19 protein-coding genes and 2 pseudogenes are annotated in these 24868 nt (G+C 73.6%); 7 read left to right on the top strand and 14 right to left on the bottom strand.

The genetic code is table 11. The features are described from left to right. Positions 1 to 51: 51 nt before the first annotated feature. The 3 genes from K304_RS0111820 to K304_RS0111810 are packed head-to-tail and all read right to left on the bottom strand — an operon-like array spanning position 52 to position 2812. Positions 52 to 1551: an FtsX-like permease family protein gene (locus K304_RS0111820; protein ID WP_199779600.1), complete on the bottom strand. Its 1500-nt coding sequence runs from the start codon at positions 1549 to 1551 to the stop codon at positions 52 to 54. Further along, complete coding sequence (locus K304_RS28600) at positions 1548 to 2276, bottom strand: ABC transporter ATP-binding protein (RefSeq protein WP_051308330.1); 729 nt, start codon at positions 2274 to 2276, stop codon at positions 1548 to 1550. Before K304_RS28600 ends, K304_RS0111820 begins: the two co-directional genes overlap by 4 nt. Beyond that, complete coding sequence (locus K304_RS0111810; RefSeq protein ID WP_027763915.1) at positions 2273 to 2812, bottom strand: PadR family transcriptional regulator; 540 nt, start codon at positions 2810 to 2812, stop codon at positions 2273 to 2275. Before K304_RS0111810 ends, K304_RS28600 begins: the two co-directional genes overlap by 4 nt. 134 nt (positions 2813 to 2946) lie before the next feature. Between K304_RS0111810 and bla the strand changes: the two genes are divergently transcribed. Then, positions 2947 to 3882 (top strand): class A beta-lactamase, encoded by a 936-nt coding sequence (gene bla, locus K304_RS0111805; protein WP_027763914.1) that lies wholly within the window; start codon positions 2947 to 2949, stop codon positions 3880 to 3882. A 64-nt stretch (positions 3883 to 3946) separates the two neighbouring features. On the opposite strand, the pseudogene K304_RS34000 reads toward bla, so the two are convergent. The 4 genes and pseudogenes from K304_RS34000 to K304_RS33340 form a co-directional block, all read right to left on the bottom strand. Further along, positions 3947 to 4070: pseudogene (locus K304_RS34000) on the bottom strand (PIN domain nuclease); the annotation flags it as partial. Between the two features lie 51 nt (positions 4071 to 4121). Then, positions 4122 to 6023 carry an acyl-CoA dehydrogenase family protein gene (locus K304_RS0111800; RefSeq protein ID WP_027763913.1) on the bottom strand — a complete coding sequence of 634 codons (1902 nt, stop codon included), beginning with the start codon at positions 6021 to 6023 and terminating at the stop codon, positions 4122 to 4124. A 98-nt stretch (positions 6024 to 6121) separates the two neighbouring features. Beyond that, positions 6122 to 6925, bottom strand: a complete 804-nt coding sequence (locus tag K304_RS28595) for a metallophosphoesterase (protein WP_051308328.1) — start codon at positions 6923 to 6925, stop codon at positions 6122 to 6124. A gap of 195 nt (positions 6926 to 7120) precedes the next feature. Continuing rightward, positions 7121 to 7732 carry a hypothetical protein gene (locus K304_RS33340; protein WP_027763912.1) on the bottom strand — a complete coding sequence of 204 codons (612 nt, stop codon included), beginning with the start codon at positions 7730 to 7732 and terminating at the stop codon, positions 7121 to 7123. 70 nt (positions 7733 to 7802) lie between these two features. Between K304_RS33340 and K304_RS0111785 the strand changes: the two genes are divergently transcribed. After that, positions 7803 to 8570, top strand: coding sequence for a bestrophin-like domain (locus tag K304_RS0111785; RefSeq protein ID WP_027763911.1), 768 nt, complete (start codon positions 7803 to 7805; stop codon positions 8568 to 8570). Positions 8571 to 8625: 55 nt separating this feature from the next. Here K304_RS0111785 and K304_RS0111780 read toward each other — a convergent pair whose 3' ends face one another. The 3 genes from K304_RS0111780 to K304_RS0111770 form a co-directional block, all read right to left on the bottom strand. Then, positions 8626 to 10083: an aldehyde dehydrogenase family protein gene (locus K304_RS0111780; protein WP_027763910.1), complete on the bottom strand. Its 1458-nt coding sequence runs from the start codon at positions 10081 to 10083 to the stop codon at positions 8626 to 8628. A 528-nt stretch (positions 10084 to 10611) separates the two neighbouring features. Further along, on the bottom strand, positions 10612 to 12381 hold the full coding sequence (locus K304_RS0111775; protein WP_027763909.1) for a PucR family transcriptional regulator: 1770 nt from the start codon (positions 12379 to 12381) through the stop codon (positions 10612 to 10614). Positions 12382 to 12429: 48 nt separating this feature from the next. Next, a complete protein-coding gene (locus tag K304_RS0111770) occupies positions 12430 to 14592 on the bottom strand; it encodes a hypothetical protein (RefSeq protein WP_027763908.1) in 2163 nt (720 codons plus the stop codon). A 321-nt stretch (positions 14593 to 14913) separates the two neighbouring features. Between K304_RS0111770 and gabT the strand changes: the two genes are divergently transcribed. Both gabT and K304_RS28585 read left to right on the top strand, forming a co-directional pair. Then, positions 14914 to 16263: a 4-aminobutyrate--2-oxoglutarate transaminase gene (gabT, locus tag K304_RS0111765; RefSeq protein WP_027763907.1), complete on the top strand. Its 1350-nt coding sequence runs from the start codon at positions 14914 to 14916 to the stop codon at positions 16261 to 16263. A gap of 384 nt (positions 16264 to 16647) precedes the next feature. Continuing rightward, positions 16648 to 17337, top strand: coding sequence for a phosphatase PAP2 family protein (locus K304_RS28585; protein ID WP_486591640.1), 690 nt, complete (start codon positions 16648 to 16650; stop codon positions 17335 to 17337). Here the strand turns inward: K304_RS28585 and K304_RS28580 are convergent. Further along, positions 17324 to 18013, bottom strand: coding sequence for a DUF4190 domain-containing protein (locus tag K304_RS28580; RefSeq protein WP_078528950.1), 690 nt, complete (start codon positions 18011 to 18013; stop codon positions 17324 to 17326). The genes K304_RS28585 and K304_RS28580 overlap by 14 nt on opposite strands. Before the next feature lie 96 nt (positions 18014 to 18109). Between K304_RS28580 and K304_RS0111750 the strand changes: the two genes are divergently transcribed. Further along, positions 18110 to 19162, top strand: coding sequence for an adenosine deaminase (locus K304_RS0111750; RefSeq protein ID WP_027763906.1), 1053 nt, complete (start codon positions 18110 to 18112; stop codon positions 19160 to 19162). A gap of 18 nt (positions 19163 to 19180) precedes the next feature. On the opposite strand, the gene K304_RS28575 is transcribed toward K304_RS0111750, so the two are convergent. From K304_RS28575 to K304_RS0111735, 3 genes and pseudogenes are all read right to left on the bottom strand, one after another. Next, positions 19181 to 19426 carry a zinc-ribbon domain-containing protein gene (locus K304_RS28575; protein ID WP_037790066.1) on the bottom strand — a complete coding sequence of 82 codons (246 nt, stop codon included), beginning with the start codon at positions 19424 to 19426 and terminating at the stop codon, positions 19181 to 19183. Between the two features lie 101 nt (positions 19427 to 19527). Continuing rightward, a pseudogene (locus K304_RS28570) lies at positions 19528 to 21092 on the bottom strand (APC family permease). 284 nt (positions 21093 to 21376) lie between these two features. Beyond that, positions 21377 to 22825, bottom strand: coding sequence for a gamma-aminobutyraldehyde dehydrogenase (locus K304_RS0111735; protein ID WP_027763905.1), 1449 nt, complete (start codon positions 22823 to 22825; stop codon positions 21377 to 21379). Positions 22826 to 23002: 177 nt separating this feature from the next. On the opposite strand from K304_RS0111735, the gene K304_RS0111730 reads away from it, so the two are divergent. Together K304_RS0111730 and K304_RS0111725 are read left to right on the top strand one after the other, a co-directional pair. Further along, entirely contained in the window at positions 23003 to 23485 is a 483-nt protein-coding gene (locus K304_RS0111730) for an Lrp/AsnC family transcriptional regulator (protein ID WP_486591643.1), read from the top strand. Further along, a complete protein-coding gene (locus K304_RS0111725; protein ID WP_027763903.1) occupies positions 23470 to 24849 on the top strand; it encodes an aspartate aminotransferase family protein in 1380 nt (459 codons plus the stop codon). The genes K304_RS0111730 and K304_RS0111725 overlap by 16 nt, the downstream gene beginning before the upstream one ends. Positions 24850 to 24868: the final 19 nt, after the last annotated feature.

Raw genomic sequence — 24868 nt, 5'->3', positions numbered from 1 at the left:
CCACCCCGCCGTACCGTGCCCCGGGGCGTCCCCGCCGGGCCGCGCCCGTCGTCAGCCGGTCCGCAGCTCCTCCACGGAGGTGCCGCCGCGCAGGAACGCCCATCCCACGGCGACCGCGCCCCCCGCGAGCGCCAGGGTGACCGCGCCGTACAGGCCCAGTTCGGCCCAGGGCACGGCCGCTTCGCGGACCACGTTGAAGGACGGCTCGTTGCCGAGGGCCTCGTACTCGTGGCCGTAGCCCCGGGCGAGGAGCGTTCCCACCGTCAGGGCGAGCGCCGTGGCCGGGACGAGCGGGGCGAAGGTCTGCCAGGCGACCACGCGCCGCAGCACACGCCGGGGCACCCCCGTGGCCGCCAGCGCGGCGTGCGCGCCGCGCCGGGAGACCACGCCCTCCGCGAGGGCGGCGATCAGGCCGAGTGTCGCGACGACGAGGGACAGCAGCACGGCCACCTGGACGAGGTCCATCGTGCCCAGGTAGAAGTCCGCGTCCGAGCCGCCGAGTCCGGTCGGTTCCCGCCCCGCCCGGATGTCGGAACGGCGCTGAACCTCGATCCGCGCGGCGACGAGCGCCGCGAACAGTTCCCGGACGCCCGCGGCCACCGCGCCGACCACCACACAGGTGAGGACGGCGGCGAGGGCCCGGCTGCCGCTCCACGGGTCTTCCCGGAGGCGGCGCGACGCGACCAGCGCCGCGGGCCCGCGGGCGTAGCGGTGCAGCACGCGACCTGCCGTGTGGGTGATCCACCCCGCGCCCAGGACGACGCCCAGAACGCAGCAGATCCCGCCGCCGAGCAGGGCGAACAGAGCGACGCCGACCGGTGGACCGGCGGGTCGGTCAAGAGCGAGCAGCGGCGTGAACTGGGCGAGCGTCGCCAGGGCGAGCCCGAGGGCGATCAGCGCCGCGGGCCAGGGCCGCGGCGCGCCTTTCCGGCGTGCCCGGCGGGTCACGCCCAGCGGACTGACGACGGCCCGGCGCAGCAGCACCACCGCGGTGAGGGCGGCGAGGCCCGGCAGGCCCAGGACCACCGCCCCGAAGGCCAGGGGAGACGGCAGGACGTCCGTGGGGAACGGCAGCCGCCCGTCGGGGCCCGGGTCGTGCAGCACCACGCGCAGGACGAGGAAGACACCCAGTCCGGCGACCGTGCCGGCCAGCGCGGCGAGGCCGGTCTCCGTCGCGGCGATCACCCTCGCCTGGCGGGGCGTGGCACCGGCCAGGCGTACGGCGGCGAGCCGGCGGTCGCGTGCCGGCGCGCCGATGCGGGCGCACTGGCCGAGCAGGGCCAGCACCGGCAGGGTCATCATCAGCAGCGCGAGGACGACGCCCGGCCGCAGGCCGGGCTGGCGGAGCAGTGCGCTGCTGTAGTGCTGCGCCGAGCCCGGCCGGGCGGCACCGAACGGTCCGGACGGGTCGATCGCCAGCACGGTCGCCGCACACAGCGCGGCGAGCCCTCCGAGGGCGGCGCCGAAAGCGGTCAGTGCCGCCCGCAGGGTGTCCGTGCGGGTGCCGGCGAGGGCGAGGCGGAGGAGGGCCGCGGGCTTCAACTCCCTCACGCGGCACCCCGGTTCTCCGCCGCGAAGCGGGTCGCCGCGGTGTCGAAGCCGGTGACGCCGAGGCCCGTGGAGTCGACCTCGCCGTCACGGAGCACGATCTCGCGGTCGGCGTAGCCGGCGACCCGTGGTTCGTGGGTGACCAGGACGACGGTGGTCCCCTGTTCCCGGGTGAGGCGGCTGAGCAGGCCGAGGAGTTGCTCCCCGGCCAGGGCGTCCAGCGCGCCGGTGGGCTCGTCGGCGAACAGCACCTGGGGCTCGGTGACCAGCGCACGGGCGGCCGCGCAGCGCTGCTGCTGGCCGCCGGAGGTCTCTCCGGGGAGGGAGTCGGCGACGTCGGCGACGCCGAGGCGTTCCAGCCAGGTCAGGGCGGTGGCCCGGGCCTCGCGGCGGCTCCGGCCGCCGAGCAGCAGGGGCAGCGCGACGTTCTCGGCGGCGGTCAGTTCGGCGACGAGACCACCGAACTGGAAGAGCACGCCGAACGCGGTGCGGCGCAGCCGGGAGCGGGCGTCCTCGGTGAGGTCGTCCAGCCGCCGGCCGCCGAAGTGCACCTCGCCCGCGTCGGGGGCGAGGATGCCGGCGAGGCTGTGCAGCAGCGTGGACTTGCCGGAGCCGCTGGGGCCGGTGACGGCGACGAACTCGCCGTGCGCGATGTCGAGGGTCACCCCCCGGAGCGCGGGGGTGCGTCCGTAGGACTTCTCGAGTCCGCGGGCGTGCAGGAAGGTCATGCGTGGACCTCTCGGTGCAGGTCGGCGACGCGTTCCAGAGTGGTCTGCATCCAGCGCAGGTCGGCGTCGATGTGGGCGAGGGCGAAGTCCGCGGCGACGACGTCGCCGAGCGGGGCCGCGGGGTCGGTCTTGAGTGCGGTCAGTTCGCGCAGGCGGGCGGCATGGGCCTGTCGTTGCGCGGACAGGTAGGCGCGCGCCTCGTCGGTGTCGGCGACGAGCAGGGCGACGACGACCTTGGCGAGCAGTTCGCTGCTGATGTACGGCGCGGGCGTCTCGACGTGTGCGAGCCAGCCGGTGAGTTTTTCCCGCCCGGCGGCGGTGAGGGCGAACTCGGTGCGGTCGGGGCCGCCGTCACGGCTCTGGCCGGCCTGCTCGACGAGTCCGTCCCGTTCGAGACGGCCCAGCGTGCCGTAGACCTGGCCGAAGGCGATCGGCTTCGCCTGCGGAAAGCGCTGGTCGTGCGCCTTCTTGAGGTCGTAGCCGTGCTGCGGGCCGGTGGCCAGCAGGGCGAGCAGCACGTGTGCGGCTGTGGACATGCACAGCACTATTCTCTGAGAGAATAGTGCCTGTCAAGTCACCCGTGCGCACCCGCCGGTGAGGGAACCGGGGGGCTGGTGAGGGCGTGTCAGGGGAGGCAGACGACGTTCGGTTCGGTGAGGGGAGAGTTCAGGTGGAGGTCAGGGGTACGGGTACGGGTGCGCACGCGTCACGGCGCGTCGCGCTCTCGCTGGGCGCCGGGGCGCTCGTGGCCGCGGCGGCGCCGCTGGGCGGCAGCGCGCACGCGGCACCGGCGACGGCCGACGGGGACCGACTCGCCCGGCGGCTCACGGAGCTGGAGAACCGGCACGCCGCACGGCTCGGCGTCTTCGCCCACGACACGGCCACCGGCCGGAGCGTGCAATACCGGGCGCAGGAGCGGTTCCCGATGTGCTCGGTCTTCAAGACCCTCGCCGTCGCCGCCGTGCTGCGGGACCTCGACCGGCACGGAGAGTTCCTGGCGCGGCGCGTGCGCTACGACGAGAAGACCGTCACGGACTCCGGCTACGCCCCCGTCACCGGGAAGCCGGAGCACCTCGCGCACGGCATGACGGTCGAGGAGCTGTGCGACGCGGCGATCCGGTACAGCGACAACGCCGCGGCCAACCTGCTGCTGCGCGCACTGGGCGGGCCGCGGGCCGTCACCCGCTTCTGCCGCTCCGTCGGGGACCGCGTCACCCGGCTCGACCGGTGGGAGCCGGAGCTGAACTCGGCGGAGCCCGGGCGGCGTACGGACACCACCACGCCGCGCGCCGTCGCAGGCACCTACGCGCGGCTCACCCTCGGGGACGCACTCGACCGCGGCGACCGGCGCCGGCTCACCGGGTGGCTGCTGGGCAACACCACCAGCGGCGCGAAGTTCCGGGCCGGGCTGCCCGACGGCTGGGCCGTCGCGGACAAGACCGGCGGCGGGGAGTACGGCACCAACAACGACGTGGGCCTCACCTGGCCGCCCGGCCATCCGCCGATCGTCCTGGCGGTGCTGACCACCCGCTTCACTCCGGACGCGGAACGGATCGACCCGCTCGTCGCCGAGGCCGCGTCCCTGGTCGCCGCCGAACTCGGCTGACGCGCCTGCGGGTGCAGCCGCCTCCAGCACGGCGACGGCGGGAGGACCCGATCGGGCCCTCCCGTCACAGAGCGCCGGGAGGGGCCAACCACTGGGTCGGCTGACCGGTCACCTCTGCGACGGTCTCGGTCACGGTCGTAGTGGAGCACTGTCAGACCCTGGAGTTCCGCCGTCGCCGCGATCATCAGTGGGAGGGAGGCCGCTGCGGAGCAGCGGCCTCCCTCCCCCGTGCGGAAACGTCAGCGGATGGGGCGGTGGGCGTTCTCCTTGGTGGACGGACCGGGGGTCTGGTCCGCGATCCAGGCGCCGTCGGTGGAGGCGTCGAGGACGCCCTCCTCCAGCCAGGTGTAGGAGCCGTTCATGAGGCCCTTGACCACGGTGCGGTCCAGGTCGTCGGTGTTGTGCCACAGGCGGCTGAACAGTTCCTCGACGCGGACCCGCGACTGGCGGCAGAAGGCGTCCGCGAGCTGGTGGGCGGCCTTGCCGTTGTCGTCGTCGCGGCGCATCTGCTCCGCACGGACGCAGGCGGCGCTCATCGCGAAGAGTTCGGCGCCGATGTCGACGATGCGGGCGAGGAAGTTCTGCTTGGTCTCCATCCGGCCCTGCCAGCGGGACATGGCGTAGAACGTGGACCGCGCCAGCTTGCGGGCGGTGCGCTCGACGTAGCGCAGGTGCGGGGCGAGGTTGTCGAACTCGGCGTAGGCGTTCGGCAGCTGGCCGGCGCCGGCGACCAGCTTGGGCAGCCAGCGGGCGTAGAAGCCGCCGGCCGCGAGGGCGGCCTTCCGCTTGTCGGCGAACGTGGCCTCCGGGTCGATCAGCTCGCCCGCGACGGAGAGGTGCGCGTCGACGGCCTCGCGCGCGATCAGCAGGTGCATGATCTCCGTGGAGCCCTCGAAGATCCGGTTGATGCGCATGTCGCGGAGCAGCTGCTCGGCGGGGATGCCCTTCTCGCCGCGGGCGGCGAGCGAGGCGGCGGTCTCGTAGCCGCGGCCGCCCCGGATCTGCACCAGGTCGTCGGCCATCTGCCAGGCCATCTCGCTGCCGAAAAGCTTCGCGAGGGCGGCCTCGATGCGGATGTCGTTGCGGTCCTCGTCAGCCATCTGGGAGGACAGGTCGACGACCGCCTCCAGCGCGAAGGTGGTCGCGGCCATGAACGCCATCTTGCCGCCGACGGCCTCGTGCTTGGCGACCGGCTTGCCCCACTGCACCCGGGCCTCGCTCCACTCGCGGGCGATCTTCAGGCACCATTTGCCGGCGCCCACGCAGGTCGCGGGGAGGGAGAGGCGTCCGGTGTTGAGCGTGGTCAGCGCGATCTTGAGGCCGGCGCCCTCCTTGCCGATGAGGTTGGCCTTCGGCACGCGCACCCGGTGGAAGCGGGTGACGCCGTTCTCGATGCCGCGCAGGCCCATGAACGCGTTGCGGTTCTCCACCGTGATGCCCTCGGCGTCGCCCTCGACGACGAAGGCGCTGATGCCGCCGGGGTGGCCGTCCGACTTCGGCACCCGCGCCATCACCACCAGCAGGTCGGCGACGACGCCGTTGGTGGTCCACAGCTTCACACCGTCCAGCACGTAGTGGTCGCCGTCGGGAACGGCCGTCGTGGCGAGGCGGGCCGGGTCGGAGCCGACGTCGGGTTCGGTGAGCAGGAAGGCGGAGATGTCGGTGGTGGCGCAGCGCGGCAGGAAGGTGTCCTTCTGCTCCTGCGTGCCGAACAGCTTCAGCGGCTGCGGCACGCCGATCGACTGGTGCGCGGAGAGCAGCGCGCCGACGGCCGGGCTGGCGGAACTGGCGAGGGCGAGGGCCTTGTTGTAGTAGACCTGCGACAGGCCGAGGCCGCCGTACTCGGTGCCGACCTTCATGCCGAGGGCGCCGAGCCCCTTGAGGCCGTTGATCACGTCGTCCGGGATCTGCGACTCGCGTTCGATGAGCGCGCCGTCGATGCTGGTCTCGCAGAAGGTGCGCAGCTTGGTGAGGAAGTCCTCGCCGCGCTGCACGGACTCGGGGTCGGGCGCCGGATGCGGGTGGATGAGGTCGAGCCGGAATCGGCCCAGGAAGAGTTCCTTGGCAAAGCTGGGCTTTCGCCAGTCCTGCTCCCGCGCCGCCTCGGCGACCTCTCGGGCTTCGCGTTCCGTAACGGTCATGACGCGTGCTCACCTCGCACTCTCGCACTACTGACGGGTGCTACTCGACCGTATGTACCCGGAACGGGCGATCCCTACCAGCCCTCACGCGAGCGGGCTCACCTCTCCGGTCCCCCGCCGGTACGCGCGCCTGCTCGGGGCACCACGCGGAAGTGGGTGGTCAGCCGCTCGCCGTCGTGGACGTGGTAGGCGAGCAGCGGGGGCAGCGCGTAGTCGATCGGCCCGTCCGCGTCGCCCTCCCAGGGCATCCGCAGGGTGGAGACGACGCCCGGCGCGGCGATCAGCGGGAGTCCGGCGAAGGTGGTGGCGGCCGGGGTGTGGGTGTGGCCGCAGAGCAGGGCGGCGACGTGCGCGTGGCGGGCGACGACGGCGGCGAGGCGTTCCTCCCCGAACTGGCGGATCGGGTCGACGTACTGGCCGTGCAGCGGCACCGGCGGGTGGTGGAAGCACACGAACGCCGGGAGGTCGTGCGGCCCGGCCGCCAGTTCGGCGTCGAGCCAGGCGAGGGTGGCGTCGTCCAGGTGGCCGTCACCGCGGCCGGGGATGCTGGAGTCGCACATCAGGAAGGTCGCGCCGGGCAGCCGGTGGACCTGGTTCACCGGCGCGTCGTCGGCGGGGTCGCCGCCGAGCAGGGCCGCGCGGTACGGCCCGCGGGCGTCGTGGTTGCCGGGGCAGTGCAGCAGCGGTGCGTGCCGGGAACGGGCGAGCAGCCCCGCCGCCTCGGCGTACTCCTCCTCGGTGCCGTGATCGGTCAGGTCGCCGGTGACCAGGACGGCGTCGAGGTCGCCGGGCAGCGCGTCCAGGTGGCCCAGTACCCGCTCGGTGCGCTCCCGGGCGCGGGCGCCGGCGTCGCCCCGGTCGTGGCCGAGGTGGATGTCGCTGAGCTGGGCGAAGACGAACATCGCCGATCCCTTCGTCGCCGCGGCGTGCGCGGCCGGGCGCCGTGGACGGGCCGGGCCCGCCGTGTGAGCGGTACCGGGACAGCCTGTCACCCGCCACCCGGCCCCCGTGGACGGGCCCGCACGGGCCGGGCAGCCGCGCCACGCCCGGCGCGGCTGGCCCGCACCGCCCCGGATCATGCGCCGGGGAGGGCAGGTTCAGCGCTTCGGGGGATCTTCGCCCCGGCCCTCTTCAGCCGCCCGGCCGCGGTCCGCATGCTCGGGCGATGTGACGACACCGACGTGGACGTGGATACCGAAGACGGCTGCTGCCGCGGTGTGCGCGGTCGCCGCCCTCGCCCTGCCGCCCTCCACCGCCTCGGCCGACCCGCTGCCCGTGCCGTCGGTGCGGGTACGCATCGACCCCACCGCGGGCGTCGAGGTGGACGTGCGCGGCCCCGGGGTGGACGTGGGGACGACCGTACGGCCGCCCGCGGCGGGCGGCTGCGGGAGCGTGGAGGCGGGCGCGGCACCGCCCGGCGTGCAGGTGCGGGTGTCCGGGCCGGGGTGTGCTCCACCGCCACCGCCGCCACCACCGCCGCCGCCACCCGCGCCTGCGCCCGTGCCGGAGCCGGAGCCGGTGGTGCGGGAGCCCGAGCCGACGCCCCCGCCCCCGCCACCTCCACCTCCCAGACCGACACCGCCCCCGTCGCCCACGCCGGAACCGAGCCGTACACCCGACCCGCCGCTCGCCGGGGCCGCGCGGGCGACGGCGCCGCGCCAGGAGCCGTCCGGGGAGATGTCGATGGTGACCCGCACACTGCTGATCATCGCGCCGGCCGTGCTGGCCGCGGCCGCGCTCCGTCCCCGCTCGTCCGCGTCCTCCCGCTAGGAGCCCTTCGTGTCGCAGTGGTTGATCCTGCTCGTCTGCCTGGTGGTCGCGTGTGCGGCGGTCATCGGCGTGGTGTTCCTCCGGCAGCGCCGGGCGGGCGAGGAAGACGACCCGTCCGAGACCCCGGACGTGATCGAGTACATGACGATGATGATCGGGGTGGTGTACGCGATCGTGCTGGGCCTGGCGATCGCCGGCGTGTGGGAGGCGCGCAACGCGGCCGACGAGACCGTGCAGCGGGAGGCGCAGGCGCTGCACGAGATACACGAACGTGTCCAGGTCTATCCCTCCGACGAGCGCGGCCGGATTCGCGCGGACGTGGCGGCGTACGTGCGCCACACCGTCGGCCCCGAGTGGACGCACATGACGGCCCAGGGCGAACTCACCGCCCGCGGCGACCGGTTGCTGAGCGCGCTGCGCCGCGACGTGCAGGCCGTGCGCCCCGAGAGCACACAGGCCGTGCAGGCGTACCAGGGGGTCGTCGATCAGGTCGCGGTGGTGGACGCGGCCCGGGTGCAGCGGGAGGCGCAGGCGGCGCCGACCATGCCGAGTGTGGTGTGGTTCGGGCTGATCGGCGGCGGGGTGCTGACCGTGGGGATGGTCTTCGCCCTGCAGATCCAGCGCTCACGGCGGGAGATGATGCTGGCGGGCCTGTTCAGCGCGCTGGTCGTCTTCCTGATCTTCCTGGTCTGGCACTTCGACTCCCCCTTCACCCGGGGGCTGAGCGAGCCGACCGAGGCGTACACGGCGCTGTTCCCGCGGGCCGCGCCCGACTAGCGAGGGCGGGGCCGGGGTGTTCCCCCGGCCCCGCCCTCAAGGGGTGCTGCGGCCGTCAGAGCTCCAGGCCGGTGAGCACCATGACCCGCTCGTAGGTGTAGTCGTCCATGGCGTACTGCACGCCCTCGCGGCCCACGCCGGACTGCTTGGTCCCGCCGTACGGCATCTGGTCCGCGCGGTAGGAGGGCACGTCGCCGATGATCACACCGCCGACCTCCAGCGCACGGTGCGCGCGGAACGCCGTCTGCACGTCGTGCGTGAACACGCCCGCCTGGAGGCCGTAGATCGAGTCGTTGGCGGCCTCGTACGCCTCCCGCTCGCCGTCGACCCGCGTAAGGGTGAGGACGGGGCCGAAGACCTCCTCGCAGCCGATCTGGGTGTCCCGGGGGACGTCCTCCAGCACGGTCGGAGCGTAGGAGGCGCCGTCACGCTTGCCGCCGGTGAGCAGGGTGGCCCCGGCGGTGATGGCCTCCTCGACCCAGGACTCGATGCGCTTCGCGGCGTCCTCGCTGATCTGCGGACCGACCTCGGTGGCGGGGTCGGTCGGGTCGCCGGTCACCTGCGCCTCGACGGCCGCGACGACCCGCGGCACCAGACGGTCGTACACCGAGGTGTCGGCGATGACGCGCTGCACGGAGATGCAGGACTGGCCGCCCTGGTAGTTGGAGAACATCGCGATGCGCTGCGCGGCGTGGTCCAGGTCGGCGTCCGAGGAGTAGTCGGACAGCACGAGCGCCGCGCCCTGGCCGCCGAGTTCGAGGGTGAGGTGCTTGCGCGGCACGGCGTCGACCAGGGACCAGCCGACGGGGCCGGAGCCGGTGAAGGAGATGACCGGCAGCCGCTCGTCCCGCACCAGGGCGGGCATCCGGTCGTTGGGGACGGGCAGCACGCTCCAGGAACCGGCGGGCAGGTCGGTCTCGGCGAGCAGTTCGCCGATGAGCAGACCCGACAGCGGCGTGGCCGGAGCGGGCTTGAGGATGATCGGCGTGCCGACGGCGATGGCCGGGGCGACCTTGTGGGCGCACAGGTTCAGCGGGAAGTTGAACGGCGCGATGCCCAGGACCGGACCGCGCGGGAAGCGGCGGGTCAGCCCGAGGCGGCCCTGCCCGCCCGCGTCGGAGTCGAGGCGCTGCGCGGTGCCGCCGTTGAAACGCCGGGCCTCTTCGGCGGCCCAGCGGAAGACGGAGATGCAGCGGCCGACCTCGCCCCGGGCCCAGCGCAGCGGCTTGCCGTTCTCGGCCGTGATCAGTTCGGCGATCTCGTCGGCGCGCTCGGTGACGCGGCGGCAGATGTGGTCGAGAGCGGCGGCACGCACGTGGGCCGGGGTGGCGGCGAACTCGTCCGCGACCGCGGTGGCTGCAGCGACGGCCTCCTCCACCTGGGCCTCGGTGGGGACGCTCACGGTGCCGACATGGCGGCCGTCCCAGGGGGAGGCGACGTCGAAGGTCTCCTCGCCGGTGGCCTGTCGGCCGGCGAGCCAGAACGCATGGGTGGCGGCTTCCTTGACTGGCACAGTGAATCCCGGCCCTTCCGAAATGGTGGGGATGGTGCGTTTGCTCTGGGCGACACGTTAGGCGGAGGACGCCGCGAGGGTGATTGTCCGACGCGGCCACATCGCGCACGGCCATGCGCCGTATTGGCGCGCGGCGCGGGAGCGGGCGCGCGGCGGTCGGCGCGCGGCGGTCGGCGGTCGGCGCGGGAGTGCGGGCCCGCTGCGGGAGTGCGGGCCCGCTGCGGGCGACGCCGGGAGACGACCCGCGCACGCGCCCGGATCGGCGCACGGCCCTGGCCGGCAACCGTGCGGAGTCTCGCCGCCTGGCCCGGTGCAGGCTCCCGCGAAGACGCGGCCGGGCGGGAGGGCTCCGCCCCCCCGTCGTCCGGCGGCGGCACGCGAGGCGTGCGGAAGTCGGGGCGGGCCGTTCCGCGTGAGGCGTGCGCGGGCCCACGTCCGCGTGCGCGCGGGCCGGGGACGTGACACCCGGTGCGAGACGTCCGCCCCGCGGCGGTCGCGAGGGCCTCGGTGCCCGGCGGAGCAGCCCGCTCAGGCGGTGACCTTGAGGGCGAGCCAGAGCTCCATGCGCACGTCGGGGTCGTCGAGTGAGCGGCCGAGGATCTCCTCGACGCGGCGCATGCGGTAGCGGAGGGTGTGGCGGTGCACGCCCAGGTCCGCGGCCGCGGCGTCCCACTGGCCGTGCCGGGAGAGCCAGGCGCGCAGCGAGGCGACCAGGTCGCCCCGGCCGTGGGCGTCGTGTTCGTACAGCTTGCGCAGCAGGCCGTCCGCGAAGGCCCGCACGGCGTCGTCGGCGAGCAGCGGCAGCACGGACCCGGCGGCCACGTCCTCGTGCTCCACCAGGACCGAGCCGCGGCGGCGGGCCACCGACAGCGCCTGGTCGGCCTGCTTGAACGCGACCCCGGTGCCGGCGAGTCCGGCGGGCGCCGAGACGCCGATGACCGGCGGGTCGTCCCAGCGGTCGCCCTCCGCGTCGGCCCGGCCGAACCGCTCGGCGCGGTCCGCGGCGGCCCGGGCCGCGTAGCGGGCGCACGCCGTGGCGGCGGCGCCTCCGTCGGAGGCGAGGACGACGAGCCGTTCGCCGTCCGGCACGACCAGGACGGCTTCGCCACTGCGGGCCGCCGCGGTCTCGATCGCGTCGGCGAGGTCGTCGAGCAGGCCGTTCTCCGGTGCCGACAGCGCGCCTGCGACCAGGCCGTCGGGCCGGCCGGCGCGGGCGGCGGCGGGCAGGTCCGGTTCGGGGCCGGCGACCGGGGCACCGGACGGGGTGATGGCCTGCGGCGCCGGTCTCCCGGCCTCGCCCCCGGCGGCGGCACGCGCGGTCGCCGCCCGGCGCCGGGACGCCGGCCCGGCCGCCGGTTCGGCGACGATGACCCGCATCGGCGCGTCCAGCAGGCTCCCGTAGAGCCGTCCGGCGACGGCTCGTGCATGTCCGGCCTCGCCCGAGAGCAACATGCGCAGCACCGCCGCGCCCAGTCGCTGCTCGGCCTCCTGGAGGGCGCGCGAGCGTTCCGTGGTGAGGGTGAGGAGCGCGACCGCGGAGTGCACGGCGTAGCGCTCGGCGGTGCCGGGCGGGGCGGCGGTGCCGACGGCCAGCACGGCCTTGGCGCGGCGCCCGGTGCCGACCGACTGGAGTTCCACCCGGTCGTCGCCGGCCTCCGGCTCGCTGACCACGGCGCTGGCGGGCGCCGGCCGGTCGCGGAGCCGTTCGGCGTCGGCGGCGTACCGGGCGGCGCGGCGGGCCGCCCACGCGGGCGCGGTGGCGACGACGGCGCCCGTCACGTCGTAGAGCGCGGCCCAGCCGTCGACGTGGGTGGCGAGCCGCCCGAGCAGCGCGGTGGGGCCCTCCTGGGAGAGCGCCGCGGTGGTCAGGTCGCGCTGTGCGTCGAAGCCCGCGGTGACCGCCTGGTACTGGTCGGCGGCGATGGCCGCGGAGACGAACTTGCTGATCGCGATGAACGGGGTGCGCCGCGGCACCTCCAGCAGCGGCATGTCCGCGTCTCGGGCCGCCTCGACCAGGGCGTCGGGCACCTTCTCGTAGTTGACCCCGGCCGCGAAGCCCAGCCCCACGACGCCCCGGCCGGCCAGCAGCCGCACGTAGCCGCGCATCGCCCCGGGATCCTCGGCGTCGAGTTTCAGCGCGGTGATCAGCAGGAGTTCCCCGCCGTCCAGATACGGCGTCGGGTCGGCCAGCTCGCTGGCGTGCGCCCAGCGCACGGGGGTGTCCAGCCGGTCGTGCCCCGCGAGCACGGACAACCGGAGTGCGGAGTGCTGCACGAGCGCGGCGAGAGTGGGTGGCATAACGCCCTCACCGTACCGCCGCGGGACCCGCCGCGGCCCTGGTCCGGGCTATTCGCCGAGCCTCGCGAGCACCGGGGGCGTGCGCCTGCCGCGGACGGTGGTGAAGGAGACCACGGCCTGGCCGGGCTCGAGCTCGTTGGCCAGGTCGGACGCGGACCAGCGCTGGCGCTGCACGGTCCGCACGGTGACCGACTCGGCGGTCACGTGGCGGCCGGTCACCATGCGCCGGATGCCGTGCATCAGCTTGGTCAGCGGCTCGTCGGAGACGAGCTGGCGGTTGGTGACGTCCCGGGTCTGCACCCACTCGGTGCCCCAGACCTCGGCGAACCGTTCCGCGTCCCAGGGCGTGACGCCCGCGCAGACCACGCGGCAGCCCACCGCGCCGAGCAGCGGCCCGCGCAGCGGCTCCGGCACGTCGTCCAGTGCCCGGAGGGTGAGCAGCACCCCGGCGTGGCCGCTGCGCAGCCGCTGGAGCCCGCGGAGTGCCTGCGGGGTGACGGTGCGGTCGGCGTCGTCCAGCACCAGGCAGGCGAAGAGCGACTGGTCGTCGCGGGCGAGCGCGGCGTCGGTGAACTGCGCGAGGACCAGCCGGGCGAGGATCCGGGAGGCTTCGGCGTGGCCGCGCTCGGGGAGGTCGATGCGCACCCGCAGCGGGTGTTCGAGGGCACGCAGCGAGAACGGCCGGTGGTCGCCGCCCGCGGCACCGCGGGCGAGGCCGGGGGGTGCGAAGAAGTCGGCGAAGGCGGGCCGGTCGAGCAGCGCGACGCGGTCGGCGAGCAGGGTGCCGGTGTCGCCGGGGCGGCCGAGCTGCCGCTCGTAGGCGTCGAGTTCACGCAGGTGCGCGCGGTGGCCGGGCCGGGCGGGGTCGCGGCCCAGCGCCTCGCGGAGTGCGGCGAGGGGTGCGGGGACGCCGTCGAGGAGTTCCCGGAGTTCGGGCACGGCGGGGAAGCGGCCGTGGGCCGTCCGGAAGGGGCCGAGGAGCTGGGCGAGCGTCGTCGCGGCGCGGCGGCTGTCGCCCCCGGGCAGTCCGTCGGCGAGGTCGCCGACCAGCGCCTCGGCGAGGAGGGCGGCGGCCTCGTCCGGGTCGTCGGTGCCGCCGTAGAGGTCGAGGTCGTAGGCGGATTCCGGACGGCCGGGCCGCACCACGACGTCGAAGGCGTCGTCCGGGGCGGGCTTCGTGCCGGAGGAGGTGACGGCGACGACGGCGGCCTGCCCGGCGAGCGCCTGGAGGCACAGCGATTCCACGACGGGCCGCACCAGGCGGGTCGTCTTGCCGGCCCCGGAAGGGCCGACGGCCAGCGCGGACGTGCCCAGCAGGGCGGGTTCGAGCGCCAGACCGGCGCCGCGGTAGTCCTGCGGATTGCGGTCGTCGGCGGCGGCGGTGCCGATCCGGACCTGACTCAGGGACAGGTCGTGCCGGGCAGCGCGCGACGGCAGGTCGCGCGCTCCGGAGGGGTGGGTGCAGGCGGCGGCACCGTCCCGCAGGACCGCCTCGGTGAACTGCGGGAGTCCGACGGGCCGGGACCGCACGGACTGCCAGGCCCGCTCGATGCGGGCGTGGTCGACGTCGCTCATCCGGCCGGCGAGCACTTCGGCGGTCAGCCGCTCGGCGGCCTGCTCGGAGCCGCCGCCCGCGCGGCGGAGCTGCGGCCACACGACCGGGTCCTCGCCCGGCGGCGGGGGCGCGGCGGCGCGGCGGGACGTACGGGAGCGGCCCTTCAGGCGCGCCGCGGCCCGGCGCCCCACCTCGTCCCAGTGGCCGAGGCGGCCGAAGACGGCGGCCAGCCCGGCGAGGACCAGGCCGTAGTAGAGGTAGGTGGCCATGACCAGGGGCACGGTGCCGCGCCAGGCGTCCGGGGTGAGGACGTACAGCGGCCAGAGCCAGTAGTCGCCGAGATAGCCGTTCCACAGCAGGGACCAGACGAGCCAGCCGATCAGGAACGAGAGCACGGCCCCGCTGGCGAGCTGCCGCGCCGGGGTGCGGTCGGGGTCGGCGGCCGGGAGGGGGTCGTGGCCGCAGCGCCAGATGCCGGGTTCGGCCTCCGGCCGCGGGGTGCGGAGCCAGTCCGCGAGCGGGGGCGCGCCGCGCGGAGCGGCCGACGGGAGGGGGGGCGCGGACGGCTGCGGGGGCACGTGGGGGGTGGTGGTGCCGTTCTCCACGTGCTCGACGCCTCTCGTGCCGTGGCTCCGTGCGGAGGGCCCGGTGTCCATCGTGTGCTGCACCCCTGCCTTTGCGCTGCGCGCGGCTGTGCGCGTGCCGTGTGTGGGCTCCCAATTTAGTGCGGGGTGCGACGAGTTGCCCCACGGTGCTCTTCCCCACCCGCGCCCCGTCCCGAAACCGGGGCTCCACCCGGGGTCCGGGGCCCCGCCGCGCCCGACCCCGCTGGGCGGGCCGGGCGCGGCGGGAAGGCTCCGTGGTGGCCAAGAGGAGGACGCGACTACTCCGTGGCGGTGCATGTCTCGGCCCCGGCCCAGGACCTAGCCTGCGGGTGACGCACACCACTTCCTCCTGAGGAGACCGCTATGACCACGATGACCGATCCGCACGGCGGCACCGCTCTCCCCCAGGAGCGCCGCCTGGTGACCGCCGTGCCCGGGCCCAAGTCGCAGGAGCTGATGGCCCGCAAGCAGGCGACCGTGGCGGACGGCGTCGGCACCGTGATGCCGGTGTTCGCCAAGCGAGCGGGCGGCGGCGTACTGGAGGACGTCGACGGGAACTCCTTCATCGACTTCGGCTCGGGCATCGCCGTCACCTCGGTGGGCAACAGCGCCGCCGAGGTGGTGCGCAGGGCGACGGCTCAGCTGGAGGCGTTCACCCACACCTGCGTGATGGTGACGCCGTACGAGCCGTACGTGGAGGTGTGCGAGCAGCTCGCGGAGCTGACGCCGGGCGACCACGCCAAGAAGTCCGCGCTCTTCAACTCGGGCGCCGAGGCCGTGGAGAACGCGGTCAAGATCGCCCGGGTGCACACCAAGCGGCACGCGGTCGTCGTCTTCGAGCACGGCTACCACGGCCGCACGAACCTCACGATGGCGCTGACCTCGAAGAACATGCCGTACAAGCACGGCTTCGGCCCGTTCGCGCCGGAGGTCTACCGGGTGCCGGTGGCGTACCCGTTCCGCTGGCTGACCGGCCCGGAGAACTGCGCCGAGGAGGCCGCGGCACAGGCCATCAGCCAGATCGAGAAGCAGGTCGGCGCCGAGAACGTCGCGGCGGTCATCATCGAACCGCTGCTGGGCGAGGGCGGGTTCATCGAGCCGGCGAAGGGCTTCCTGCCCCGCATCGCGCGGTTCGCGAAGGACAACGGCATCGTGTTCGTCGCGGACGAGATCCAGTCCGGCTTCTGCCGCACCGGTCACTGGTTCGCCTGCGAGGACGAGGGCGTGGTGCCGGACCTGATCACCACCGCGAAGGGCATCGCGGGTGGCCTGCCGCTCGCGGCCGTGACCGGCCGGGCCGAGATCATGGACGCCGCCCACGCGGGCGGCCTGGGCGGCACCTACGGCGGCAACCCGGTGGCCTGCGCCGCCGCGCTCGGCTCGATCCACACCATGCGCGAGATGGACCTGGCGTCCCGGGCACGCCGGATCGAGGACGTGATGAAGCCCCGGCTGCAGAAGCTGGCCGAGCAGCACGGCGTGATCGGCGAGGTCCGGGGCCGCGGCGCGATGCTGGCGATCGAGCTTGTCCAGCCGGGCACCAAGGACCCGAACCCGGAGGCGACGGCTGCCCTGGCGAAGGCCTGCCACCAGGAGGGCCTGCTGGTGCTGACCACCGGCACCTACGGCAACGTGATGCGGTTCCTGCCACCGCTGGTCATCGGCGAGGACCTGCTGAACGAAGGGCTGGACATCCTCGAGGGCGCGCTCGCCTCGCTCTGACCCCTGTCGCGCCGCGGATTTGCGCGGGCCCGGCACCCCGCCCGGACTCGGAGCCGTTCGCCGCGGTGCCCGTGACACGCCTCACGGGCACCGCGGCACCACAGCGGTCACCTGCGACGCTGAGCAGGTGACGCAGCACGTGAAGAATGTGTGCGAGCACCATGCCGGGTCCGTGAGGCGCCTGTCCGGCGTGGTCCGCCTGACGTACGGTTTCAGCAGATGAAAGCCGTGCCGCTTTTTCCCCGAAGCCGGCTCGGTCGTGCCCTCGCGCACACTCCTCACAGATCGGACGCCCGCACGCCCCACACCCCCCGGGGCGGGCGGAGGTCCGGTCCTTGCGGCCGCCCCGGAACTCTCCCCCCTGTTCCGGGGCGGCCGACTGTCGTGTATGCGCTCGTCATCGGCGCTCTCCTCACGGTCTTCGCCGTGATCAGCTGGCAGGTGGCGGTCGCCGGACCGCTGCTGGCCGCCGACCTCGCGGTGCGCGACGCGGCAGCCGGCCCGGCCTCCGGGAACGGGACCCTGCAGGCCCTCGCGGAGGCGGGCGCGGACCTGGGCGGGGGCGGGGCCGCGGGTGCCGTGCTGGCCGTCGGCGCCTCAGCTGCCGCCCGGCGCGCACGTTCCTGGCGACCGCTGCTGCTCGCCGCCCTCGCCGTCGTGGCGGTGCCCGCGGTGGTGCTGCCGCTCAAGGAGGCGTTCGGCCGTCTCGGCCCGGACGGGCTCCCGCTGTACGGCTACGCCGGCTACTACCCGTCCGGCCACACCCTGACGGCGGTCGTCGCGTACGGGACGACCGCGCTGCTGTGCGCGCACCGCTTCCCGGTGGCCGGGCCGGTGGCGGCGACGCTGCTCAGCCTGTGCACGGGGCTGGGCCTGGTGCTGCGCGGCTACCACTGGGCCACCGACGTGGTGGCGAGCGTGGCGCTCGGCGGGATCGTGCTGTGCCTCCTGGCCGCCCTCCCCGGACGCACCCCGCGGGGGGCCGGGCCCGGCTCCTCCCGTCCCGCACCGCCGGGCACGCGGGCCGCGCCCGGCCCGGAGCAGGCCGGGCGCGGGGCGGTCAACGGCCGCTGAGGGAGACGACGGAGGCGGCGGGGACGCGGAGCGCGTCCTGGTAGTCGCCGCCGTACGTGCCGCCGGTGCCGCTCTCGGCGTTCTCGGACAGCACGATCCCCACGATCAGGGCGGCCGCGACCAGCACCGACAACACGGTGCCGACGATGCCCATGACGAAGCCGCTGGTGGCGTGGCTGCGTCCGCCGCCCTCGCCGCGGTCGGCCTTGCGACGGGCGCTCACCCCCAGGCCGAGTGCGACGGGGGCGACGAAGATCCCGAGGAACGCCCCCCAGCAGGTGACGACGAGGATCAGTCCGACGATGCCCAGCACCATGGAGGCGGTGGCCGTGCCCTGCGGGAGGGGCGGGCCGCCCCAGCCGGGGCCGGGCTGTCCGTAGCCGCCGTGCCCACCGTAGGGAGAGCCGTAGGGATGGCCATGACCGTGGGGAGGGCCGTAGCCGGGAGGGTGGTCCTGCGGACCGTATCCCGCGGCACCGTAGGCCGGGGCGGGCTGCGGCCCTCCGGGCGCGGTCGGCGGCGGTCCCACGGGCGAACCCGGGGAGGTGGGTGCGTCCCCCCACGAGGCGCCGGACGCACCCTTGCTCAGCGGGTCTCCCGACGGGGCCTGCCAGGCCCCTCCCCCGTTTTCCGCGGGCCATCCGGAGTGCCCGGCCTGTCCGCTGTCTGTCCCCATGTCCCCTCCTTGCCACTCGTATCGTCATGCTATGCGTCCGCAGGGAGTCTCCGGCACGCCTACCATGCACGCGACACCTATCCCGGAGGCTTTCCGTTGTCCGACCTCACCGCCTTCATCGCCGGGCTCCCCAAGGCCGAGCTGCACGTGCACCACGTGGGGTCCGCGTCGCCCCGCATCGTCGCCGAACTCGCGGCGCGGCACCCGGACTCGCCCGTGCCGAAGGACCCGGCCGCTCTCGCGGAGTACTTCACCTTCCGCGACTTCGCCCACTTCATCGAGCTGTATCTGTCCGTCGTCGACCTGATCCGGGACGCGGAGGACGTGCGGCTGCTGACGTACGAGGTCGCGCGGGAGATGGCGCGCCAGCAGGTCCGGTACGCAGAGCTCACGGTGACCCCGTACAGCTCCACGAACCGCGGGATCCCGGACAAGGCGTTCGTCGAGGCCATCGAGGACGCGCGACGCGCGGCCGAGCGCGATCTCGGCGTGGCGCTGCGCTGGTGCTTCGACATCCCCGGAGAGGCGGGCCTGCCGGCCGCCGAGGAGACCGCCCGGATCGCCACGGACACGTCGCTGGGCGCCGACGGCCTGGTCTCCTTCGGCCTCGGCGGCCCGGAGGTCGGCGTGCCCCGGCCGCAGTTCAAGCCCTACTTCGACCGTGCCCTCGCGGCCGGTCTGCGCAGCGTGCCGCACGCGGGCGAGACGACCGGCCCGGAGACGGTGTGGGACGCGCTGACCTCGCTGCGCGCCGAACGCATCGGCCACGGCACCAGCAGCGTGCGGGACCCGGAACTGCTCGCGCACCTGGCGGAGCACCGCATTCCGCTGGAGGTCTGCCCGACGTCCAACATCGCCACCCGCGCCGTGGAGAACCTGGAGGAGCACCCGATCGCGGAGATGGTGCGGGCCGGCGTCCTGGTGACCGTGAACAGCGACGACCCGCCGATGTTCGGCACCGACCTGAACACCGAGTACGCCATCGCGGCGCGCCTGCTGGGGCTGGACGCGGGCGGAGTGGCCGACCTGGCGAAGAACGCCGTGCGGGCGTCGTTCCTCGACGATGCCGGGCAGCGGCGCCTCTGCGGCGAGATCGACGCCCACCTGGCGTCGTGGCGCAGCGGCGCGAGCGGCGCGGAACGGGCCTGACCGGGAAGGGGGAGCGGCCTACGGGCGGGCCGCGCCGCGCGTGAGCCGCTCCGCCTCGTCCCTCGACACGTCGCTGTACGCCCCGCAGTAGGTGCACTGCATCCCGTACTTCGCGGGACCGACCGGGAACAGCGGAACGAAGAACAGGGAGAACCTGCGCACGCGCCGGCGCAGCGGGTGGGCGGCGGTGTTGCCGCAGACGTGGCAGAGCAGGCTGAGCACCGCCAGCTGGTAGGTCTTGGACGAGATTCCGAAGATGATCACAGCGGGTGGCGCCTCTCCAGACGGGTGGGGCGTCCCCGGAGACGTCGGCCCGGGGAGGAATCCTGCTCCCCGGGTTCCCGCCGCCCCGCAGGCTCACTCCTTCACGCGCAGCGCGGGGTGTCCCGGGTGAGTATCCGCCCCGCGAAGAAGGCAGGGCTGCGGGGCCGCATGATCAGCATGAGCAGCGCCCCGAGCAGCAGGGTGCCGACGCCGATGACGAAGACGCTGCCGACCCCCGCCACGGAACTGCCGGACCCGTAGGCCGGATCCCACATGTCGACCAGCGTCTTGGCGAACACCCCGGTGAGCAGCAGCGCGCCGAGCAGAGGGAGGATCCCCTTGGTGAGCGCGTCGCGCACGGAGCGGGTGAGTTCGTTGCGGAAGTACCAGACGCAGGCGTAGGCGGTCAGGGCGTAGTAGAAGCAGATCATCAGGCCGAGCGCGTAGATGGTGTCGACCAGCACGTTCTCGCTGATCAGCGCCATGACGGTGTAGAACGCGCTGGTGGCGGCGCCCGCGACGACGGTGGCGCGGCCCGGCGTGCGGAAGCGGGGGCTGATGTGGGCCAGGGAGGCGGGCAGCGCCTGGTAGACACCCATGGCCAGCATGGTGCGGGCGGCCGGCAGGAAGGTGGTCTGCAGGCTGGCGGCGGCGCTGGCGAGCACGGCGAGGAACAGCAGCACGCCGAGCGGGCCCATCACCGGCTCCGCGAGGGCGGCGAAGACGTGCCCGAGGTGTCGGGGTTGCCGAGCCCGAGGCCCTCGGTGCCGGTACCGGCGAAGAGCAGGGCGGCCACCGCGGTCAGCACGTACGAGGCCACCAGCACGACCATGGCGATGAGCGCCGCCCGGCCGGGGGTCCGGTCGCTCCCCTCGGTCTCCTCGTTGACGGTCAGACAGGCGTCCCACCCCCAGTAGATGAAGATCGACAGGGACAGCCCGGCCGTGAAGGCGCCGAAGGAGGAGACGGAGAACGGGTCCATCCAGGCCCAGGAGAAGTCCGGCGCGTCCACCCCGGACTTCTCGCCCGCCTTGCCCAGCGCCATGGCGACGAAGCCGACCAGCACCACCATCTGGAGGCCGACCAGGGCGTACTGGAACCACTTGGTCGCCGTCATGCCGCGGTAGCTGATCACGGTGGCCACGGCCACGAACGCCAGCACGGTGAGCACGTGGACCTCCGTGCGGGCGCCGAAGTCCACCACCGCCCGGCTGCCGAGCACCTCGCCGACGAGCAGGTAGAGGAACTCGGCGGCGACGCCGGCGAGGTTGGACAGCACGATGACGGTGGCCACCACCAGTCCCCAGCCGCACATCCACCCGGTGCGCGGACCGAGGGCCTTGACCGTCCAGGTGAACGAGGTGCCGCAGTCCGGCACGACCCGGTTGAGCTCCCGGTAGGCGAACGCGACCAGCAGCATGGGGAGGAAGCCGGCGAGGAACACCACGGGCATCTGGAGGCCGACCTCACCGACCGTCGGGCCGAGGGTGCTGGTGAGGCAGTAGACGGGGGCGACCGTGGAGAGGCCGATGACGGCGCTGCCGAAGAGGCCGACCGAGTTGCGCCGCAGGCCCTTGGACCGTACGTCGTCGGGTCCCGGGGCGGGGGTCGGGGCACCCGTGCGGTCGGCGCCCGGGGTGGTGGAGTCGTCGAGAAGTGAGGCCATGCGCGGGAGGCTGGAGCGTGCGTTTTCCGTATCGCGGATCTCTGCAGCGCACACGAATCGCCTTCACTTGCCAGGCGGAGAGCCTTTCACGTCTGCACATCGTCGGCCATGCGCGCAGCGGGCCTTTCACACCCCACCCCGGTGCCGGTTCTCCGGCGGGTGCGGAAACCGCAGCGTGTCCGCTTTGCCCGGCGGGAAAACTTTCCGCCGCGGACGCCGGAACCCCCCGGACGCCTCGGGCGCCGGGGGGTTCCGCTCGTGTCCTCGCGAGTCCGCGACGGACCTCAGAGAGCCGTCATGACGTGCTTGACACGGGTGTAGTCGTCGAAGCCGTAGGCGGACAGGTCCTTGCCGTAGCCGGACTTCTTGAAGCCGCCGTGCGGCATCTCGGCGACCAGCGGGATGTGGGTGTTGATCCACACGCAGCCGAAGTCGAGGGCCTTCGACATCCGCATGGCGCGTCCGTGGTCCTTGGTCCACACCGAGGACGCCAGGGCGTACTCCACGTCGTTGGACCACTTCACCGCCTGCTCCTCGTCGGAGAAGGACTGCACGGTGATGACCGGGCCGAACACCTCGTTCTGGATGATCTCGTCCTCCTGCCGGAGACCGGAGACCACCGTCGGGGCGTAGAAGTAGCCGTTCTCGCCGACGCGTTCGCCGCCCGACTCGACCTTGGCGTGGGCGGGCAGGCGGTCGATGAAGCCGGTGACCTTCTCCAGGTGGGTGGCGTTGTTGAGCGGGCCGTAGAAGCAGTCCTCGTCGCTCAGGTCGCCGGTCTTCACCTCGGAGGCGGCCTTGGCGAGGGCGGCGACGAACTCGTCGTGCACGTTCTCGTGGACGAGGACGCGCGTCGCGGCGGTGCAGTCCTGGCCGGCGTTGAAGAAGCCGCCGTCCCGGATGCCCTCGACGGCCGCGGGGATGTCGGCGTCGTCGAAGACGACGACCGGCGCCTTGCCGCCCAGCTCCAGGTGGACCCGCTTGAGGTCCTTGGCGGCGCTGCCGGCGACCTCCATGCCGGCCCGGACGGAGCCGGTGATCGAGGCCATGGCGGGCACGGAGTGCTCGACCATGAGGCGGCCGGTGTCCCGGTCGCCGCACACGACGTTGAAGATGCCACGCGGCAGGTCCAGCTCGGCCAGCACCCCGCCGATGACCTCGGCCATGAAGACCGTGGACGCGGGAGTGGTGTCCGAGGGCTTGAGGACGACCGTGTTGCCCGCGGCGAGCGCCGGGGCGAACTTCCACACGGCCATCATCATCGGGTAGTTCCAGGGAGCCACCTGAGCGCAGACACCGACCGGCTCCCGGCGTACGAAGGAGGTCAGGCCCTCCATGTACTCGCCGGCCGCCTTGCCCTCCAGCATGCGGGCGGCGCCGGCGAAGAAGCGGATCTGGTCGAGCATCATCGGCAGTTCCTCCTGCCGGGTCAGCTCCAGCGGCTTGCCGGTGTTCTCGCACTCGGCGGCCAGCAGTTCGTCCTGCCGCGCCTCGAGGGCGTCGGCGATCTTGAGGATCGCCCGCTGGCGGGTCCCGGGGGTCGCGTCGCGCCAGGCCGGGAAGGCGGCCTCGGCGGCGGCCATGGCGGCGTCGACGTCCGCGGCGGCCGAGAGCGGCGCCGTCGCGTACGCCGCGCCCTTGGCCGGGTCGATCACCTCGGTGGTGCGCCCGTCCGCGGCGTCCCGGAACTCTCCGTCGATGTAGTTGCGCAGGCGACGCAGCTCGGCGTTCACTTCGCACCCCTCCAGTTCAGCTTGTCCATTGGGTGAGACATCCAGCCTAACCACGGGAATGACGCTTTCGATATACCCGCCACCCCGCGACTGCGGATTCAGTGGCTTCAGAAGCCCTGGGCAACGAAATTCAGCGCTCACGGCTTGCCATACCGACGAGACCTCGTGCAGAGTCGAATCGTGGCTCGAAACTCGAAGAACGCGAACGGCTCACCGACGGTCGACTCCGTCTCCAAAGCGATCATCGAGCAGCTCCAGGAGGACGGCAGGCGGCCGTACGGCGCGATCGGACGGGCGGTCGGCCTGTCCGAGGCGGCCGTGCGGCAGCGTGTCCAGAAGCTGCTCGACCAGGGCGTCATGCAGGTCGTGGCGGTCACCGACCCGCTCACCGTGGGCTTCATGCGGCAGGCGATGGTCGGCATCACCGTCGACGGCGACGTCGAGCAGGTGGCCGACGCGCTCGCCGAGCTGAAGGAGGTCGAATACGTGGTCGTGACCGCGGGCTCGTTCGACCTCCTGGTGGAGATCGTCTGCGAGGACGACGAGCACCTGCTCGAGATGATCAGCAAGCGGATCCGGTCGCTGCCCGGCGTCCGCTCCACCGAGAGCTTCGTCTACCTCAAGCTGCGCAAGCAGACCTACGCGTGGGGAACCCGATAACCGTGAGCAAGACCCAGTCCCAGACGGCGTACGACCACCTGTGGATGCACTTCACCCGGATGTCGTCGTACGAGCACGCACCCGTGCCGACGATCGTCCGCGGCGAAGGCACCTCGATCTTCGACGAGAGGGGGAAGCGCTACATCGACGGGCTGGCCGGGCTGTTCGTCGTCCAGGCCGGGCACGGCCGCACCGAGCTCGCCGAGGCGGCCGCCGACCAGGCGCAGGAGCTGGGCTTCTTCCCCATCTGGAGCTACGCGCACCCGCGCGCCGTCGAACTCGCCGAACGCCTCGCCCACCACGCCCCCGGCGACCTGAACAAGGTCTTCTTCACCACCGGCGGCGGCGAGGCGGTGGAGACCGCCTGGAAGCTGGCGAAGCAGTATCACAAGCTGACCGGCAACCACACCAAGTACAAGGTGATCTCCCGCGCCGTCGCCTACCACGGCACCCCGCAGGGCGCCCTGTCACTGACCGGGCTGCCCGCGCTCAAGGCGCCCTTCGAGCCGCTGGTGCCGGGCGCGCACAAGGTGGCCAACACCAACCTCTACCGGGCGCCGGAACACGGCGACGACCCGAAGGCGTTCGGCCGCTGGGCGGCCGACCAGATCGAGCAGCAGATCCTCTTCGAGGGCCCGGAGACGGTCGCCGCGGTCTTCCTGGAACCGGTGCAGAACGCGGGCGGCTGCTTCCCGCCGCCGCCGGGCTACTTCCAGCGGGTGCGGGAGATCTGCGACCGCCACGACGTGCTGCTCGTCTCCGACGAGGTCATCTGCGCGTTCGGCCGGCTCGGAACGATGTTCGGCTGCGACAAGTTCGGCTACGTGCCGGACCTCATCACCTGCGCCAAGGGCCTCAGCTCCGGCTACTCCCCCATCGGCGCGACGCTCGTCTCCGACCGTGTCGCCGAGCCCTTCTACCACGGCGACAACACCTTCCTGCACGGCTACACCTTCGGCGGCCACCCCGTCTCCTCCGCCGTCGCCATCGCCAACCTCGACCTCTTCACCCGCGAGGGCCTGCTCCAGCACGTTCTCGACCACGAGGACGCCTTCCGCACCACCCTGGAACGGCTGCTGGACCTGCCGATCGTCGGCGACGTGCGCGGCAACGGCTTCTTCTACGGCATCGAGCTGGTCAAGGACAAGGACACCAAGGAGACGTTCTCCGCGGACGAGTGCGAACGCGTGCTGTACGGGTTCCTGTCCAAGGCGCTCTTCGAAGCCGGCCTGTACTGCCGCGCCGACGACCGCGGCGACCCGGTCGTCCAGCTCGCGCCGCCGCTGATCGCCGACCGGACGACGTTCGACGAGATCGAACAGATTCTGCGCGGCGTGCTGAGCGAGGCGTGGACGAAGCTCTGAGCCCCGGCCGGCGTCCGTT

It is taken from the genome of Streptomyces sp. CNS606 (genome assembly GCF_000426325.1).
The sequence above is the reverse complement of the archived record's forward strand: the minus strand, read 5'-3'. Positions and strand labels throughout refer to the sequence as shown.

Bases quoted from the DNA above. Each gene is read 5' to 3' on its own strand.
- K304_RS28600 (WP_051308330.1), bottom strand. From the start codon at position 2,276: ATGACCTTCCTGCACGCCCGCGGACTCGAGAAGTCCTACGGACGCACC.
- K304_RS0111810 (WP_027763915.1), bottom strand. From the start codon at position 2,812: ATGTCCACAGCCGCACACGTGCTGCTCGCCCTGCTGGCCACCGGCCCG.
- K304_RS0111800 (WP_027763913.1), bottom strand. From the start codon at position 6,023: ATGACCGTTACGGAACGCGAAGCCCGAGAGGTCGCCGAGGCGGCGCGG.
- K304_RS28595 (WP_051308328.1), bottom strand. From the start codon at position 6,925: ATGTTCGTCTTCGCCCAGCTCAGCGACATCCACCTCGGCCACGACCGG.
- K304_RS33340 (WP_027763912.1), bottom strand. From the start codon at position 7,732: ATGATCAGCAGTGTGCGGGTCACCATCGACATCTCCCCGGACGGCTCC.
- K304_RS0111775 (WP_027763909.1), bottom strand. From the start codon at position 12,381: ATGCCACCCACTCTCGCCGCGCTCGTGCAGCACTCCGCACTCCGGTTG.
- K304_RS0111770 (WP_027763908.1), bottom strand. From the start codon at position 14,592: ATGGACACCGGGCCCTCCGCACGGAGCCACGGCACGAGAGGCGTCGAG.
- gabT (WP_027763907.1), top strand. From the start codon at position 14,914: ATGACCGATCCGCACGGCGGCACCGCTCTCCCCCAGGAGCGCCGCCTG.
- K304_RS28580 (WP_078528950.1), bottom strand. From the start codon at position 18,013: ATGGGGACAGACAGCGGACAGGCCGGGCACTCCGGATGGCCCGCGGAA.